This is a genomic window from Actinoallomurus bryophytorum (assembly GCF_006716425.1).
In the GTDB taxonomy this organism is placed as follows: domain Bacteria; phylum Actinomycetota; class Actinomycetes; order Streptosporangiales; family Streptosporangiaceae; genus Actinoallomurus; species Actinoallomurus bryophytorum.
Genome location: NZ_VFOZ01000001.1, coordinates 2209046 through 2225913 on the forward strand (window position 1 = coordinate 2209046; position 16868 = coordinate 2225913).

Genomic DNA, 16868 nt, shown 5'->3' on the forward strand with positions numbered 1-16868 from the left:
GCGGGGCCGGAGATACCGGAATGACTCCCCGACGCCGGGCCAGAGGGCGACCCGACCACTCCTTCGTTGAGGCAGCCTCATATGGAAGCCATGAGGGAGATCTGGCGAACCGGCCCCGCCTCGCTATGGCGCTTCGATGCCGCCCTCAGCGAGGAATGCCTCAGCCAGTTCTCCAGCGACCCACTCGGCGGTAATTCCTTGATCCGGCCGATATCGGGCCACCCAGGCGTGGATGATCAGCTCGGCATCGTCGGCCTGGAAGTCCCGCTCGGCGTAGCGTTGGTGGACTTCGCGCGGCAGATAACTCCAGAACGTCATCCAATGCCGTTCGAGGAATCGACCGGCATAGGCCCACGGATACAGCGACCTGTCGTAGGCCTGTGTGGATATTTCTCCTCGAATGAGCCGCGAGAGACCTTTTTGGGTCGGCGTTCTCGCCAGACCCGGTGGCCGTTTCTTTCTTTTCATGTCACGGAAGTTCATTCCGCGTGGCCGGTAGCGGTGGTGCCCGGTGCGGCGGCGGGTTCGGTGGTGGGCGGGTAGAGGGTGGCGGTGTCGTGGAAGAAAGCGCGGGCCGCTTCGAGTGTCGTGATCGCTTGGGCGTTGGTGTGGTGACATTCGCTTCGGGGCGTTGGCAGGACCAGCAACGCGTCGTGGGCGACCTTACGAGCGGCGGCCAGTGCGGCTGCGGGATCGGCCTGCCCGTCGTGTACAACGTGGTCGGTCAGGGTGGTCCACCAACGCGCGTAGGCGCGGCGTTCGAGGGCCTCGGCGATCACGGCGGCCGGGACCGGTTCGTCACTTCGGAGCATGCAGATGAGTGTTTGGCTGGCGACTCGCGATGCCTGAAGGACCTGCTCTTGGCGTGTGAGCAGAGTCTGAGTCAAGTCCTCCATCGTTGATCCTCCTTCTCCCGGGCCTGGGGTTCCATGTGGTCCGGCACGGTGCCGATGGCGACCCGGGAGCGGGAGGATGAAGCGCCTTCACCCGCGCTGTCCAGTCACGCGCAGCAGACGCCAAGAAGTACCCAAGGACCGGCCGTTCCCGCAGAGGCGACACGAATAGCCGAACAGGTAGCGGACGCGCCCGGAACGGGAAACACGTGATGCCGGTATCGGAGTCACGTGACCCTGTATACCCGGCAGCATGCGCCCGCCTGGCGGCCTTGGACGTTCGCCGGTCGACCGGAGACAGCGCCACCGGTCGTCCTCGGCCGCTCCTCACCGACGGAGGAACCTCTTGGACGTAATGGCGAAGTGTCACCCTGGTGACCGCGTTCGGCTGGTTCGGACAACCGACCCGTACACCCGTCTGCCGGTCGGTGCACGCGGTACCGTCCGGCTCATCGACGGGGCCGGGACCGTCCACATCGCTTGGGACGACGGGCACCTCTTGGGGCTCATTCCCGGCGCCGACCACTTCGAGGTCCTGCTACCCCTGGCGCAGGCCCACGAATGACAGACCCATGGTCAGGCTCGCGGTCGACGCAACGCCGCCCGCTGGCCGGGCATCAGCAACCCCCTCCGGAGGCTGATGCCCGGTCAGCTCTCGGCTTCTCTCAGCCTCAAAAAGGGCGAGCGGGTGTTCAGCCGATGATTGTGCGGCGGGCGATCTCGTAGCCAGTAGCGGTATCCAGGTCACGGGCGTGGACAACGCTCGACCCCGCGGAGAGCCTCGTCTTGAGGTTGTTCGCCTTGAGCTTGGTCTCGGCCGAGGTGGCTGTCTTGGCGAGAGCCGGCGTGTGGGTCAAGGTTTCGCTGAAATGCCGATACCGCTGGCTGAAGCGCTGGATGGCGGGGGGCTTGGTCGCCGGGGGAACAACATTGTCCTCTGCGAGCGAGGTGTGGGCAGGTGGGGTGGTCGCGGTGGTTCACCACCTGTTCGGATCCAGGGGCGTGTCCGGGCCGGGATGTGGTCGTAGGACCGGGCCGGGGTTGATGGCGGGTCGCCAGGCGGGATGGGTGGCCTGGTGTGGTGGCGTCGCTGTGGTGCGTGGCGGCGTTGGATAGGCGGGGCCGGTGATGCTCGGGGCGGAGGGCCCGGGTCCGGTGATGGCCTCGACATTGAAGATCGCGGTGTCGTGGTAGAAGCGGCGGGTCGCCTCGGCGGTGGCATGGGATTGCGCGATGGTGAACCATGACCTGTTCGGTATCGGTTGCCCGGACTGCAGGAGCGATTGGCGGGCGGCGGTACGGGCGTTGGTCAGGGCGATCATCGGGTCCAGGCCGCCGTGCTCGATCGTGCGTGTGAGGTCGATCCACCAGCGTGCGTACGGCACGGTGTGCGCGGCCTGGTCCATGGCGGCGGCGAGTGCGGTGTCCTCGTGTTTGTCCATGGCATCGCGAAGATCCGAACGCGCTCGGATCACGGCGTCCACTGCCTGCTCACACATCTTGAACAGGTGATCACGGAATATGGTCATCGTGTCCCCCCGATGTCGGGTTGTCGGTGGCTCCTCGGTGGCTGCCCAGCGGGCGGGTGCCGGTGGACGGGTGAGGGTTGCTCGCCTCGGACCCGCTGGTCCAGTCCAACCCGATGGCCGCGCGCGGGGCGTGGGCCGTACCGCGTACTGCGTAGGCGTCGGCTCAGGTGGTGCGCAGGTGCGGGTTGCGGCGCGGTCTATGGCGTCGCAGAACTTCTCACTCGAGTCGATGGCTTTGAACTCCCGCACGCGGGTGGGGTTTGCCGGGGCAGGTGATGGGTTGGACGCTCATGCCGAAGATGATGGTGGCCGAGCGGGCGTCCGGGACGCTGGCGGCTTTACGAGGATCCAGGCGGCGGGGCGCGGAGTGGCCAGCTCGCGCATGGATCCGGACACGTCACAGGCGATGCCGAGTCGTACGGCGGGGTGGGGACACATGGCGGCGGGTTATTCGGGTGAACGGTTCGGCGGTGGAGGTGGCCCCAGCGGCGCGTTGGGCGTCGGCGGCCGGTGCGCCGAGCGTCCGCGACCGTCCGGGTGGTGTGGCCGATTGCTCAGCGGCGCGTTCGCGTGCGGAACGGGGGCTAGCTGCGGGGGGACGAAAGTGCGTCCGTGTCCGCGACGGCGGTCAGTGCGGAGGTGATCGCCTCAGCCAACGGTGGGGGGCCGCTCGACTCGCCGGCGTTCTTCTCCACCGCTGAAGGCCGGCGCGCAGATGAGTGTTTCGGTGAGGTGCTGGCAGCCCTGGCGCCTGGTTGCCCGATCGCCACATGGTGTTCGCTGGGGAACAGTTCGGGCGTTGGTTCGTCTGCCGGTGGATGGGGCATCACGGGTTCATCGTTCGTTGCCGGTTGGAGTGTCTGGACCGTGGTGGGACTGTCCCACTGTCGGGGTGCCGTGGCCGCTGGCGGGTGGCCAGGTAGGGCCGGTGGTCTGATGGGGTGGTGCCGCTGCGGCATGCGGCACTCCCGTTCCGGTGATGGCAGGAGCAGCGGATTCGGATCCGGTGATGGTGTCGAGGTTGAAGAGCGCGGTGTCGCGGAAAAAGCGGCGGGCCGCTTCGGTGGCGGCGTGCGAATGCGCAACGTTGAACCATGAATCGCCGGGCGTGGGGTGGGGCAGCAGGAGGGCTTGCCGGGCGGCGGCACGGACTTTGGTGAGCGCGGCCATTGCCTCTAGTCCGCCGTGTTCGATCTCGTCGGTGACGGCCATCCACCAGCGGGCGTACGGCTGGGCGTGTGCGACATGTTCCATTGCCCGGGCGAACTTCGGGTCCTCGCTCTCGTCCAAGACGAGGGTGAGCTCCTCGCGTGCGCGCATGGCCTCGTCCAGGGCCCCTGAACAGGTGATCGCAGAAGGTGTCCATTGATGTTCTCCTTCATCGTCTGTCGGGTCGTTCTTACGAGCCGGTGAGCATGCGCTCCGGATAGTTGGCCCGATGGTCTTGGGCAGCGGCCGTCCGGTGCGCGGAGTGAGGGTGGCCCGCCTGGTGGCCGCCGGTCCAGGCAAACCCCCATCGGGGCGGGGACATCCTGGGGGTGCCCGGGATTGGTCAGGTGGCGCGTAGGGCGCGGACGGCGGCGCGGCCGATGACATCAGCCGCATCGGCGGGGGTCGTAAGAGTGATCAGGTGGGCGCCGTCCATGCACACGGCCATATCGAGGGCGAGCCACAGCACGGCGCAGCCATTACGGATCAGGCGGGTGACGCGCTGTTGCCCGCCGATCAGCTCTGGCTCGCGGAAGCAGCCGTCGGAGACGATGACGAGCAGGCGGGCCGCGTCCGGGCGTGAGAGCTGGACGGCGCCGTCAAGGGCGTCGATGGCGTCGCAGAACTTCTCATAGGAATCGACGGCTTTGAACTCTCGCACGCGGGCGGGGGTTTTGCCGGGGTAGGTGATGGGCTGGACGCCCCTGCCGAAGATGACGGTGGCCGAGCGGGCGTCGGGGACGCTGGCGGCGGCTTTGGCGAGGATCCAGGCGGCGGAGGCGATCGGGGCGGCCAGTTCGCGCATGGATCCGGACACGTCACAGGCGATGCCGAGCCGTAGCGGCGGGGTGGGGACATGGCGGCGGGTCGTTCGGGTGAACGGTTCGGCGGTAGGGGTGGCCCCGGCGGCGCGTTGGGCGTCAGCGGCGAGCGCGCCGCGCATCCGCAACCTTCCGGGTGGTGTGGCCGAGGTGGTTGCGGTAGGGATGCGGTCGCGGTGGGCGGCGCCCTTCAGGTGGCCCGCGAGCTTCCGTGCGGCCGCCTGTTCGGCGGGGGTCGGCGGCCGCGTGCCGGTGATTCGATCCGGTCCGCCGTCTTGGTGGCCGGGGTCGAACACGCGTCGGGCGGCGTTGGAGGCGCTGCGGCGGGCCTGTTGTTCGGCAGCGCGTTCGTGTGCGGGGCCGGGACCAGACACGGGTTGGGGTGGGGGTGCGTCCGCGTCCGCGACGGCGGTCAGCGCGGCGGTGATCGCTTCGGCAAGTGGTGAGGGCCCGCTCGACTCGCCGGCGTTCTTCTCCATCTCCTGAGAATCTGGTGGTGGTTCGTCCGCGTGGGCGCCGAGGATGGTGCACCAGCGGCGGCCGAGGTCGAGCATCGTCTCGTGATCATCATCGGCGGTGGCATGGGCGGTGTGCCACAGTGCGGACAAGGCGCTCAGGCGGCTCGCGCCGAGGATGCCTGTGATGGTGGTGGCGAGGGTCTGTGTCTCCTCGGCTTCCAAGACTCCGGCGTCGACGCGCGCCAGCAGCAGGGCGGCGGCGTGGGCGGCCTCCCAGGGCGTCATCGCCACCTGCGGTGTCACCGCAGGCGTCCCGGGGATCATGGGTGTCCCGGAGGGAGTGATGCCGGGTGAGGTGGGCGGGGCGGTGAAGTCGGCGAGGATGAGCTGGCTGGTGCAGGCGCGCAGCCAGCGCCGGTCGGCGGGGCGAGTTCGCAGGTGGACGGCTTCGATCCGGGATTCCTCCAGCAGGGTCGCGGCTTGCAGATGTGCGGTGGTGGCGCCCGCGCCGGGGCCGGTGCTCGCGGGGGTGAGAGGCGTCAGTGTGGGGGCGATACGGGCGTGCCAGTCGCTGTGGCGGACGTGCGCGGTCTCGTGCAGGAACACTCCCCACAGGGCCGGGTATCGCTCGCGGTCCGACGGGCGCCGGGGATCACACGTCGAGGGGACATGGCCGAGATGGGCGCCGTCCAGCTCGATGGTGGCCAGGCTCGGGATGAAACATCCCGGCGCGCCGTGCCCGGCGCCGGGTGCGCAGGTGACGGTGAGGTCATCGCGGCCGGTGAGGGTCTCAGCCTGAGCGGTCAATGCAGCCGACAGCCGTAGCCAGGCACCTGCGGGCACACGGCGGGCAGGGGTGGCGGCGATCAGATGTCCGGTCATCACAAAGTCCTTCCACGAGGTCACGGGGTGGGCCTGTTCACAGCTGGCGGCCCAAAGACAAGGGGGCGACGGTCTGGCCGTAAACCGAACGGATGACGGCGGCAGCCTCGTCACGGTCTTCTTCAGGGACGATGCCGATCAGGTTCGCCACCGCCGCCTCGACCCCGAGCACCCGCGCGATCTTCTGGTAGGCGATCAGCTCACGCAGTTGCGGCGCCCACCCGATGACGCCCGACTCCACGCGGGCGGCGAGGTTACGGGCGACCTTGATCGCGCGGTGGTCGATCTTCAGGGTGCGGGCGAGGTCATAGTCGGTCGACACCCGGATCTGGGCCGAGAACCGGGAGGCGAGGGCGTCGGTGAGGACCGCGCCGTGCACTCCGGGGTTGTGTCCGGCGATCACATAGAAACCGTCCTCGGCCCTGATGGTCTCGCCGGTGTGGGCCTTGACGGTGATCTGACGGCGGCCATCCATCGCCGGATACACCACCGCCAGCACCTTCGGTGAGATCAGCGTGGCGTCATCGATGAACAGGCACCGGCCCTCACGCATGGCGGTCACCAGCGGCCCATAGACGAACGCGTACGCCCCGGCCTCGGTCTGGGTGTACTCACCCACGAAATCGGCCACGGCGGTATCCCCGTCCCCCGCCACCGTGATCAGGTCATCGAACGCGGCCTCGACCAGACTGGTCTTGCCCGTGCCCGGCGGCCCGTACAACAGGGCGGGAATCTGCGCTTTGCGTAGCCGCCGCAACGCGTCCACATCCGCAAGATCGGCCAGGACGCGCGGATGGTAGGTCTGCCCGTTCGGCCGCCGCACCGCACCCGCAGGGTCTGAGGTCGCCTTCTGGGGGGAGGCGGTGGCCGAAGAGGTGGGCGTGGTGGTCGTTGGGGCGGTGCTGGTCGTGGGCGAGCCGCCGCTGGCCGAAGGGTCCTCACCAGACGATGTGGTGGCGGTCGTGGCGACGTGGGGGCGTGGTGGGGAGGCGCCCCGGGCGGCGTCCTTGGTGGTCGAGGTGGCGGCGAAGCGCCGGGGTTTGGTGCTCACCTGAACGGCGTGACCGCTGGCCACAAGCGTCTCCAGCGCGTTCGCCACCGCCCCAGAAGACCGGTTGCCCAGCGCGCGGGCGACCTGTCCGGGGGTGTGGCCGCCGGGGTTGGCGGCCAGATGCGCGGCCACCTGACGACGCAGCTCACCTTGGCCCAGACGGCCCGTCGGGGTAGGGCGGGCGGCGAAACCCACCGGCCCGCCCACAGGCGGCGTGGTGGGGACGGGGCTGGTCATGACAGAACCTCCACGGGACGGTCGGCCGGGAAACCGACGGGTTGGTTACCGCCGGGTGGGCGTCCGATACCGGGCGCCCACCCGGCGGCGGTCATGCCGTGACAGCGGCGGGACGGGCCTCAGCGCCGGATTGAGCCGTGGCGGTGTAGCGCCGGGGGCGATCACATGTCAGAACCGCCTGACCGGTTTCGGTGAGCTTGTCCAGCGCGTTGGCGACCGCGCCCGCCGAGTGCCCGATCGCCTTGCCGACCTCGTGCGGGGTGAGTTGAAGTCCCGGGTGGGCGGCCAGGTGTGCCGCGACCTTGCCTCGCAGCTCCCCCGGGTGGGCATGCGGTTGACCCGACCCGCTACGAACGCGGTGTTTGGTCGCGGTCTTGATCAACCGGCGGAGCCGCGCCGAATCGCCGTAAATCGTCTCGGCCGCACCCAGCGCCGCCGTACGGTCCCCGGAATCCAACGCGATACCCGCCGCCTCGATCACATCGGCCAGCGCCGACAACGCCTCACGGGCATCGGCCACCATCGCTAGATCCAACGTCTCCGCCGCCTCGGCCTCATCGCCGTCCGGCCCGTTGACCCCGGCGCCGTCGCCGGTCTGCGGGTCCGCCTCATCCGTGGCGACCGCCTCGTCGGTGACGTCGCTGGAGGTGGCGTCGTCGATCGTGCCGGATGCCGTTCCCGAGGGCCGGTCCGGCGGCGGGGTGGCGGGCGCCTCGTCCGCCACCGCCCCCACGGTCGTGTCGGTCGTGGCGTCGGTGGTGGGGTGCCAGGTGTCGGGGTTGCGTTTGCCTCCTGCATGTCCGCCGGATGTGCGGGCGGCATACCCCGCCTTTTCCAAGTCGTTCAATACGCGGCGGGCGGTGGCCTTACCCACCCCGGATTCCGCCGCCAGCGTCGCGACGGTTCCGCCCGGGTGGTCGCTCAGCGCGTACCAGACGGCCCCACCGACCCGTTCCGGCGTCGGGTGAGCGTCGGTAGTGGTCGCGGTTCCGGGCGTCGCAGCGGCCATCTCGGCACCGTTTCCGGGGGTTTCTTCGGCGGCGTCCGCCGGGGTGCGGGTGGCGATTTCCTTAGTGGCCATCACGGGACTCCATTAGTCGGTCCGACACCATTCATCGGGTGCCGTATTCCGTTGTTCGGAGCTCGACCATTTCTCGACACCGGAGATCGAAGCAATAGGGCCGCCGGATTTTCTCGCTAACCGAAACGGCTGGACCACCTCACCTGGACAACAAAATGATCGACGTTCCACCTAAGTTGTGATGCAAAAAATGACATTTCCTACTTGACACGAGCTGATGGGCCGAACGAGATAGCGACGGCGACACACATCACAGAAATGACGCATGTCGCCGGGTCGATTAACCGACCAACACAAAAGTTTCGCGAGACTTCCAACAAGGCCGATTTCGCGATGCGCGGATCACACGGCGCCGGGTGCCGACGGCATGCCAATAAATAATCACGAAATAATTACGTGAACGAGTGGGGGTGGCGCCGAAAACACTCGCCCGGGGGCTCAACCCACGGCATATCTTTCGATGGTCGCGCGGGGGTTCTGTCACCCCACACCGGAGCCACTTAACCCGGCTACAAACACCAGATCGACGCGGCTCGCGTGATCGCCCGAACCGAAGATGACTACGCGTGCCGATCAGCGGGCGAGATCAACAGTGGTCACCCCGTTTACCACGGCCAATCCCCCGGGTCGCCGCCGCCGTTCCCGCGCCACGCGCTACCAGCCCCGGACATGGCATTGAACCCGTCGCGATAGCACGGCGCCGATCAGGAGCCAACGGGGGCGACGCACGAAAACGGGTTAGGTCATCCCCCGCCGGAGCCGGGGGATGGCCTAACCCGTTCACACGGTAGGCCATCGGCCGCGATGGCCATGCGATCCCGCCCCGCCCCGTCGGCGAACGCCCGGCTGACGGGACACATATGCCCGGCCATGTCGGCGCCCCCGCACGATTCCCCGACCGGCAACGGCATCCCCGGGCACGCGCCGTTGCGGTGCGGCCGACGCGGGCCCACGGGGATGTCCCCCGCATGGGGCCGATGTGGTGGTCACGCGGGGGACGTTCCGGCCGCGTCATCTAGCGCCGCATAGCTAAGACATGCCCAATCACACGGTTCGCCGGGTTCGGTGCCACATTCGGGGCATGGTTCGTTCGCGCACGCGGACGCCGGGCGGAACACGTACACGGGCGCATCGGGTGCGTAGGTGTCGGTGCCGACGCCGGTGGTCACGATCACGGTGCCGGTGGTGATCGCGGTTTCGGGCGGGGCGGTGACGGCGCGGGCGCCACCCAAGATCACGTCGCGGTGCCGGATTTCACGGGCGGTGATGTGGGTGAATTCCCCGTTGAATTCGTCCATTTCTGTCATCATTTCCATTTCCCCTTTCGATCACCGTTTTCGTTCGTGATTTAATTTTAACTCGTACCATCATTGCGAATCAATGTCATCGGCCACCATTTTCAAGACTCTTTCGTCGGACTCTTTCGAAGAGATCACACCCGGCCAAAACATTGTCCGACGCGAATTACAAGGAAGCACGTAAAAGAAATAGCCACATACATAGGAGGTTAGATATGGAGTAGTTCGGGGTGCGCGACTGTCGGTGGTTCGCCCTCACGAGGGGCTCCGCCCCTATCGATATGAGGATCGCTATATGAGTCGGGAGGACCATCGGCAGGCCCGAAATGGGTCCGACCTGCATAGATGGCTCCTCGGATGTCTACCAGCCTGGTCGGTAGGCCGACCAGTAGACGGCCGGTGACCCCATTGGCATCGGCGAGCGCGGACGCTATACGCTCCCATGATCGGGCCCGCTGTCCGCGTGCTTGTCTCAGGCCTCAACTTCCCCGCCGATATGAATTCATTAGTGAACCCCGCCAGGGTTCGCCTATTCTGGTCCTTTACCGCCGTCGCCTTCAGGCTTTCCTGTACTACCTGTGACCGGAAGTCATTGGGGGCTGTCGCGCGGGTCAGGCGGTGCACTCGAACCATAGGGCCGCTCCGACGCCTGGCCGGCGGACGGTGCCCCAGCGTTCGGCCATCAGGTCGATGATGTGCATGCCGCGTCCGTTTTCGGTGTCGGTGTCGGTGGTGCCGTTTCGCAGGTGGGGGGTCCCTGCTCGTCCTTCATCGGTGACCGTGACACGTAGGCAGTTACCCGCGAGGACGGTGATCTTCACACCGAAGAATCGTGTGCCGCTGTGCCGGACGGAGTTGGTGGCTGCCTCGCTGGTCAAAACCGCGGCGGTTTCACGCGCAGGGTGGTCTTTGAGGTTGTCTCTGACGAAGTCGCGGGCACGGGCGATCTGTTCAGCGGAGGCGGGAAAAGTCTGACTGCAGATATGTGTATCGCCGCCAGGGCTGATCGTCGTTGCGGTGCTGATGGCGTGATCGTCTTGCGTCATGGCACATGGGGACAGTGGCGGTAGCGCACGCCTGCTGATGTTCGAACTGCTCTCGTTCATTGGTACCTCGTTTCTCAACCAGGCCTCTCTTGCACGGGGCGACCGGTCGCGTGGATTCATTTGGGCGGCTACCATCACCGCACTTCAATGAATTCACAAGTCACGGATCGTTCACGCGGAGCGACTGATCGAGGATTGACGCCGTGGCCAGTGGGTCAATATCGGTTTGTCTCGAGTCGGCTGTGGCTTGTGTCTTATCGCCGGCTCAGCCGGGAAGATCACAGCCCGAGAGGTCACGGCGCGCGTAGCGTCACTTCTCGGGTCGCATTCTTCGCAAGCCCTCCTACTTCGCTTGCGTGATTTTCTACTTTCCCGTTTCTGGGATGGTCAGGCGTTGTGCGCGCGGTAATGGCCGAGTGTTTCTCGTGCTTCGTTTTCTGCATCGGTGAGGTCGAGTGCGCGAAACGCGGCGATGCTCTCGTTCAAATGGCGACGTGCTTGGTCGTGGTGGCCGGTTGCCTGGTAGCTGTCGGCGAGTGCGCGCAGGCAACGTGCCGTCTGGTAGCGGTCGCGGCGTGCGGTGAAGTCGGCGGCGGCCGCGCTGAGCATCTCGATCGCGTTTTCGTGCCGGTGGAGTTGCTGGTACGCCAGGCCGGTCTGCTGACGGAAGTGAGCGCGGGCCAGTTCGTGTCCGGCCGGGGTACACAGCGCCATGCCTTCAGCGTTGAGGTCGATCACCGCCTGCGGCCGGCCGGCCAGCAAGTGAGCTCTGATGAGCGTGTACAGGGCGGCGCAGCGGTAGGTGTCCGAGTTCAGGTCACCGGCGATGGTCAGGGTTTGTTCGGCGCAGGCGATGGCCTCGCGGTGGTGTCCGAGTTGGCCGTAGGTGGTGGTGAGCATCCGCAGGCAGAAGAACTCGGCGTGTACATCACCGGCCTGGCGGGCGAGGGTGAGTCCGTGTTCGCCGTCGGCCCGTCCCGCGGATAGCTGCCCTTGGGACTGGGAACAAAAGCAGCGCAGTCCGTAGGCGCGGGCGGTCCGCGGTCGGTCCCCTTCTCGTTCGAACACGGTGGTGCAGTGGTCGATGAGCGGAATGGCTCGAGCGTGGTGGCCGCGGTCGGCAGCGATCACGACCGCCGCCCGCAGCCGCGCTCGTGCGGCGAGGGCGTCCTCGCCGGCACGTTCGGCGGCCTCGGCCACGCATGTCCACATCCGCTCGGCTTGTTCGTGGTAGCTGTGCATGTGCAGGTATGACGCCGTGCGCAGTGCCAGCTCCCGGCCTTGGCCGTAGAGCCCGGCGGCGCAGGCCGCCTCCACAGCGGCGAGCAGGTTCTCGTGTTCGGCCGCGAACCATCCCAGCGGGGCGGCGGCGACCCGTTGCCGCGTCGCCGTGCCGGCGGTGCTGGTGGGAGCGGCGGGACGGGCGGTGAGCGGCACGTACAGCGCGCGGGGGATCACCGCGTCGGCGCGGTCGGCGAGTTCCACCCACGCGGCGAGCACACGGTCACGAGCGTCAGCGGCCTCGCAATCGGCGTCGAGAAGCTCGGTGGCGTACTCGCGCAGCAGATCGTGGAAGCGGTAGCGCGGCTGGCCTAGGGCGTCCACCCCGCCAGCCACCAGCAGGCAGTGGTCGACGAGCCCGGCGAGCAGGTTCCCTGCCCGTCCATCAGCCGCCACGTCGGCGACCCAGCCGGGAATCTCCGGGGTGTTCACGACCGTCAGCAGACGGAACAGCCGTCCAGCCGCTGTGGGGAGCATCTGGTAGCTCGACGCGATGCTGGCGCGCATGGCCACATCGCCGACGACGAGTTCGTCGAGCCGGTGCCGCTCGTCGGCCAGGGCACGGGAGAGGTAGGCGATCGGCCAGGCGGGGCGGGAGGCGAGGCGTTCGGCGGCGAGCCGCACGGCCAGTGGTATCCCCCCGCACGCCTTGACGATGTCGGCGGCGGCCCCGGGTTCGGCGTCCAGGCGCTTTTGTCCGATGGTCCGGGCCAGCATGCTCAAGGCGTCGCGCTCGCCCAGCGGTTCCAGGTTGATCAGGGCACCGGCGGTGAGACCGGTCAGCTGGATCTGGCTGGTGAGGATCACCGCACAGCCGGCGACGCCCGGAATGAGCGGCCGTACCTGCTCCGGTGATGCCGCGTCATCCACCACGATCAGCATCCTGCGACCCGCCAGCCTGCTCCGGTACAGCGCAGCACGCTGGGAGGTCGTCTCCGGGATTTCCGCTGCCACAACGCCCAGCGTGCGCAGCAGAACACCCAGAACGGTACTTGGCGCCTGCGGGGTAGGTGAGGCGCCAGATAGACGGACGTACAGCTGCCCATCGGGATAGTCGTGCGCGACAGCATGCCCGACGTGCACGGCCAGGGCAGACTTCCCGATCCCCGGAGGCCCGCTGATCCCCGCCACTCGAACCGCTGCGCCCCGGCCACTCGGCGACAACAACCCGATCAGCTCGGCAGCTTCGACGGCGCGCCCGGTGAAGTCCCCAAGGTCAGACGGTAGTTGACGTGGCACGACCTGCCATCGGGCTTGAGCTGACCGGGAAGCCGGCGTACGAGCCGGTTTCAAAGCAGGATCATCGGCTTGGATCCGGCCGCGCAAGGTCCGCAGCCCTGACCCCGGCCCGGCACCGGCATGGGCCTCCAGCGCGGTGGCCGCCTCGGCGAAGACCCGCAACGCGTCGGCTTTGAGACCGCACCGATGCAAGGCGAGCATCAAATGCCCCCACAACCGCTCGCTGGCCGGCTCAGCCGTCACCAGCATGCGCAATTCAGGAAGCAGCTCCCGATGACGCCCTAGCACCAGCCGCGCCTGAATCCGGCCGTCCCGGGCGTCGCGATACTCCTCCTCCAGCCCGGTGACCAGCGACAGCATTCCGGGTGTCCCGCAGACCTGATGGGCCAGATCTCCAGCCCCCCACAGACCCAGCGCCTCATCCAGAGCCCGCGCACCCGTCCCATACGCTCCGGCCTCCAGTGCCGCACGGCCCTGGCCGTGCAGCAGGCGGAACCGGTCCACATCGACCGCATCGCGGCCCGGATCAACCCACAGCCGGTGACCACGATCGTCGCCGACCAGGCGCTCAGGAGATAGCGCCTTGCGGGCCCCCCACAGGCAGCTACGCAACGACTGCGTCCGATCCGTCTCCGCCTCCGGGCCCCACAACAGGTCGATCAACCGCGCCGGCGACAGCGACTCATTCCGGTAACAGATCAACGCGAAGATCAGCCCGCGGACCAGCCGGCCGTTGACCGCGACCGGCTCCCCAGCATCGGACACTACGCCAAAACCACCCAGAATACGGAACTCCATTACTCATTTCCTGATTCCCCTCCGTGCCCCTTTCGCGGCGCCACGCTACCTCCACCAAAAAGCACTGTCACTGCCACGGCCGGAGGATAAAAACCGCATATCTCCGCAACACGATATGAGTGCCACAACATTCGCGAAGCAGATCACTAGCTCCCGAAACGATTCGAATCAACGACAGCAAAACCCGCCCGAAAAAGCCACGAGACGCAGTCACCCCTCAGCTAGAACCATGCCGACCTGCAAATACACATCAGACGAAGATCACTCGCTGACGACCTCGCCACGCGGCTCACAAATTTGCGGCAATGACCGGCGGCTATCGCCGCCGATCACTATGCGTCGCCGTTCCGTTGACGCCGATTTGATCCGGCCTACTTATCGTCAATGCCCTGCAACACGCTCATGCACGTACTCCACCGATGAACCTCACCGGGAAGCCAAAACGCAAGGAGGCGGAGGAAGGTGAAACCGCAACCGGCTACGGCCGCGGCGAGATCGGCCGCCATGGTCGCCGGCGCCCACCACCCGGCTTCTGCCTCGAAGGTCCGCCTCGCGGCATGGATCACCCTCGGATCCTTCACCATCGTGCTGACCGCCATCGAAGCGATGGCGCTCCGCGGTCAGCTCGACTTCGGCCGCCACGTCCTGGAACTCCACGGCGCCTGGCTGGCCATCCCGCCGATCGCCTTGGAAGGCGGGACACTCGTCGCAGCCACGCTCACCCTGTGGGCCGTACTGTCCGGCGACTCGGCCGCCCTCCCCCGGCTGATCACCGCCACGTTCATCGCCGCATGCGTGTACGCGAGTTATCAAGGCGCCCAGCACGCGGGCCGCTCGACACTTGCCGCCGAATATCTGGCCGGCGCGAGCGCCATCGCCTACCTCATGTGGCACGCCATCTTGACCCGGATACGGCGCACCGGACTACACGAAGTCGGCGCGATCGACGCGCCCCTCCCCCGCTTCCGCCTGCTTCGCTGGCTCATCGCATTCTCCGAGACCTCCACCGCGCTCAAGATCGCGGTCCGGCACAACATCACTAGCCCCGAACAGGCCCTCGCCCTCGCCAAGCAACCGGCGACTAACACCTCACGGGAAACGAACCCGGACCGCCCACATGGGGAAGAACTCACCGTCCTGGCCACCAGACGAGGCGGCAAACGCCGAGCCGTCGAGCACGCCGCCACCATCCTCGGCTCCACCGAGCCCACCCGGATCCAGCAATGGCTCGCAGCAAGAGGCATCAACGTCGACCTGTCCTACGTGTCACGCACCCTCGCCCGGCTCGACACGAACATGGCACGCGAGATCACAGCACCAGAACACCAAACGGACGAAAGAGCCACCGATGTTTGATCGACCGAACCGTCCCCTATGGCGGATAAGACGGGCCCGGAACCTAACTACCGTGAAACCTAAAGGACAAGGATGTGAGGGTTACATAAACACCACGATCACTCAGGAGGCGTCGAGGCATGGACACCAACCAAGACAAAACATCTACTAATAGCACATACCCCCCAATAGGGCCGATGGGCAAGTTCCGCATCCGCACACAAGAAGCGATGGGAGGTGTCGGAAATTATCGGCTCCGGACCGCTGTCGCAGCGGCCAGTGCATGCCTGTTTATCGCGAGCTGCGGTGGTAACGATACGCGTAGGTTGTTGCCACGCTCGACGTCGACCACGCCTTCCCATCGCATATCATCATTCTCGACTGAGGATGCTTCGCAAGATTCCAAAGACGCGGCGACCGCAGCGTACAAAAGTTTCTTTGATGCGGCAGCGAAGGCCATCACCTCGCCACCAGAGCAGGCGCGGCTAATTTTGCGCGAATACACGGCTGGCGCCTACCTTGACTGGGAAATCCGCCAGGTGATGACGCATCAGGCCAATCATCAAGAGCCTTGGGGGAAACCCATCGTTCACGTGACACAAGTCGATTTGCAGTCAAATAAAGCAAGAATCCATGACTGTCAAGATGCCTCGAACGCCGGCCTCAGCGATACCAAAACTCACCAGCTGGTTCCAAATACGCGCGGTACAACAAACAGGAACCTCGTCGCCAACATGACACGAGGAGATGACGGACGATGGCGAGTAACTGGCCTCAAACAATACCCGAGCGCATGCCACGTACCTTGATCGCATTTATTGTCGCTCCCGCCATCGCGGCCCAGCCGACTGCTAGCGCGATGCCGAACAGCGGACATGGAGACCATGGTGGGAGCGTGAACGGCTGGGCAGACCCATACGGATATCACATCGCCGCCAAGAGCCCGGAAGAGCGGCAGAGTAAGACAACAAGGGTACAAGGAAAAATCCGGAGCAACGATAAGTCGCATAGTTCAGCTTTCTGCACGGAGGCTGCCATTGGCGCCCGCGTCGCGGATCCTCTGGCAGCCATGGCCGGAACCCCTGTGACTTGCGGCAACGATGCCCCCACGATCACTCCAAAAATGCTGGCACAGCAGGCCTGGAATACCTTATGGCTCCCGCTACCAAATGCTCAAACTGCGCCTCCACGAGGCGCGAGAGGTCTGGTAGGCCTGCCTGAATGGGTATGGATTACTCGCCGCCAATGGCGCCCTTTGGAGAAACGGACTGCCGCCGGCGGTGTCTGGGCTCGGGTGACGGCCAATCCTCAGCGATTAGTTATTCGCCCGGGTAGCGGACTCCCCGATAAGACATGCGCCGGTCCGGGAGTCGCGTATGACCCCCGTCGGCCAGTGTCAGTCCAGCGCACCGATTGTTCTTACATTTTCGATCGTGCTTCGGGGTCGCTTCCGGGCAAGGTTTACCGGGTGGGGGTGAGCGTGGTCTGGAGCGGTTCGTGGACCGGTTCTGGTGGAGCTGGCGGGTCACTGCCGGAGATCACTCGGTCGGCCGGATTCTCGCTACGAGTCGGCGAGGCCCAGGGCTTGTACGGATGAACGGAAAGAGAAGACCATGCTGATCCCATACGCCTGCGGAACGAACGCGGCAGCGCGGTGCATCCAAGGCCCACTCTCTGCGCGGACGCACTCAGTAGGGCGGGGCCGGGCAG

13 protein-coding genes are annotated in these 16868 nt (G+C 66.5%); 3 read left to right on the forward strand and 10 right to left on the reverse strand.

What is annotated here, in order from left to right; all coding sequences use genetic code 11:
• Nucleotides 1-123: 123 nt before the first annotated feature.
• Together FB559_RS10385 and FB559_RS10390 are read right to left on the reverse strand one after the other, a co-directional pair.
• Nucleotides 124-468 carry a hypothetical protein gene (locus tag FB559_RS10385; protein ID WP_141955414.1) on the reverse strand — a complete coding sequence of 115 codons (345 nt, stop codon included), beginning with the start codon at nt 466-468 and terminating at the stop codon, nt 124-126.
• Nucleotides 469-479: 11 nt separating this feature from the next.
• Nucleotides 480-812, reverse strand: coding sequence for a hypothetical protein (locus FB559_RS10390; RefSeq protein ID WP_141955415.1), 333 nt, complete (start codon nt 810-812; stop codon nt 480-482).
• A 436-nt stretch (nt 813-1248) separates the two neighbouring features.
• On the opposite strand from FB559_RS10390, the gene FB559_RS10395 reads away from it, so the two are divergent.
• Nucleotides 1249-1458, forward strand: coding sequence for a DUF4314 domain-containing protein (locus FB559_RS10395; protein ID WP_141961609.1), 210 nt, complete (start codon nt 1249-1251; stop codon nt 1456-1458).
• Nucleotides 1459-1870: 412 nt separating this feature from the next.
• On the opposite strand, the gene FB559_RS10400 is transcribed toward FB559_RS10395, so the two are convergent.
• The 8 genes from FB559_RS10400 to FB559_RS10435 all read right to left on the reverse strand — a co-directional run bounded on the left by FB559_RS10400 (nt 1871) and on the right by FB559_RS10435 (nt 13823).
• Nucleotides 1871-2422, reverse strand: a complete 552-nt coding sequence (locus tag FB559_RS10400; protein WP_141955416.1) for a hypothetical protein — start codon at nt 2420-2422, stop codon at nt 1871-1873.
• Nucleotides 2423-3256: 834 nt separating this feature from the next.
• Nucleotides 3257-3712 (reverse strand): hypothetical protein, encoded by a 456-nt coding sequence (locus FB559_RS10405; protein WP_221639954.1) that lies wholly within the window; start codon nt 3710-3712, stop codon nt 3257-3259.
• A 262-nt stretch (nt 3713-3974) separates the two neighbouring features.
• Nucleotides 3975-5792 (reverse strand): hypothetical protein, encoded by a 1818-nt coding sequence (locus tag FB559_RS10410; RefSeq protein ID WP_141955418.1) that lies wholly within the window; start codon nt 5790-5792, stop codon nt 3975-3977.
• A 37-nt stretch (nt 5793-5829) separates the two neighbouring features.
• Nucleotides 5830-7080 (reverse strand): AAA family ATPase, encoded by a 1251-nt coding sequence (locus FB559_RS46145; RefSeq protein ID WP_141955419.1) that lies wholly within the window; start codon nt 7078-7080, stop codon nt 5830-5832.
• Between the two features lie 91 nt (nt 7081-7171).
• Nucleotides 7172-8161: a MarR family transcriptional regulator gene (locus FB559_RS10420; RefSeq protein ID WP_141955420.1), complete on the reverse strand. Its 990-nt coding sequence runs from the start codon at nt 8159-8161 to the stop codon at nt 7172-7174.
• A 986-nt stretch (nt 8162-9147) separates the two neighbouring features.
• The gene (locus tag FB559_RS10425; protein ID WP_141955421.1) at nt 9148-9459 is read right to left on the reverse strand and encodes a hypothetical protein; all 312 of its coding nucleotides are present in this window, start codon (nt 9457-9459) and stop codon (nt 9148-9150) included.
• 611 nt (nt 9460-10070) lie between these two features.
• On the reverse strand, nt 10071-10505 hold the full coding sequence (locus FB559_RS10430; protein ID WP_185792128.1) for an ATP-binding protein: 435 nt from the start codon (nt 10503-10505) through the stop codon (nt 10071-10073).
• A 387-nt stretch (nt 10506-10892) separates the two neighbouring features.
• Nucleotides 10893-13823, reverse strand: coding sequence for an AfsR/SARP family transcriptional regulator (locus FB559_RS10435; RefSeq protein WP_141955423.1), 2931 nt, complete (start codon nt 13821-13823; stop codon nt 10893-10895).
• Between the two features lie 462 nt (nt 13824-14285).
• Between FB559_RS10435 and FB559_RS10440 the strand changes: the two genes are divergently transcribed.
• Complete coding sequence (locus tag FB559_RS10440; protein WP_141955424.1) at nt 14286-15179, forward strand: hypothetical protein; 894 nt, start codon at nt 14286-14288, stop codon at nt 15177-15179.
• A gap of 176 nt (nt 15180-15355) precedes the next feature.
• On the forward strand, nt 15356-15967 hold the full coding sequence (locus FB559_RS10445) for a hypothetical protein (RefSeq protein WP_141955425.1): 612 nt from the start codon (nt 15356-15358) through the stop codon (nt 15965-15967).
• The last annotated feature ends 901 nt before the right edge of the window (nt 15968-16868 follow it).